This is a genomic window from Streptococcus sp. HMSC034E12 (assembly GCF_001835915.1).
GTDB lineage: Bacteria > Bacillota > Bacilli > Lactobacillales > Streptococcaceae > Streptococcus > Streptococcus vaginalis.
The window spans coordinates 1-732 of sequence record NZ_KV826478.1; the positions used below are offsets into that span (position 1 = coordinate 1).

The window sequence follows — 732 nt, forward strand, 5'->3', positions numbered from 1 at the left end:
AAACGCTCGGTGTGAATTCGATAGATTTGACAACCCGACTACCGCCAGCACCATCACCCATGAGAAAAAGAACGAGTGCCTTATTTCGTGCTCGTTCACTTTTTTCAATGGCCATACCAGCGATAAACTTATTCTCACTATCTACTACCGACAAACACCAAGCTCCTGTCTGACTAACTAAACCTGTTTCAAACCAAGCGCGAGCCCAGATGTACCAGTCTTTCGCCTGATCAGATAATTCCAATTCTTTAACCGCTCCAAAATACGCCCCATTGACCGTATTTGTAAAGTTAGCTGGTAAAACTCCCAAACGTCCACCAAAAGAAGAATCAGCAGACATTGTCGTGACCACTTTCTTATTTTGATTCTCGTAGAAAATAGTGCCGTCTGTCCAATTCTTGAAATCCCCTTTGCCGTTTGCGGCTAAGAGGACATTTTTCTTTTCTTCCACTAAATCTGCTTCCTCGATTTTTCCAAACTGCATAGCGCCATATTGGCTGACAATGCCAACATAGCCCGATTCATGTTTAAGCTTGATTCGGTAGTTGACTGATACTTCCTCGCTTCCTTGATTATCAATTTCGGCTTCTAGGATACCCTCTGAATTTTTGGTAAAAACAAATTCCTTTGTGACGTTTGTATGCGCGACTCCGTCCGGAACAAAGAAATCAATGGTGGTTTGGTCATACCAGTCAGAGATACCTTCAAGTTCTATGTCTCCTTTTGGGATAG

At 42.8% G+C, this 732-nt stretch carries 1 pseudogene; it reads right to left on the reverse strand.

Going from position 1 to position 732, the window contains the following annotated elements:
* Nucleotides 1-732: pseudogene (locus HMPREF2574_RS09320) on the reverse strand (phage tail domain-containing protein); the annotation flags it as partial.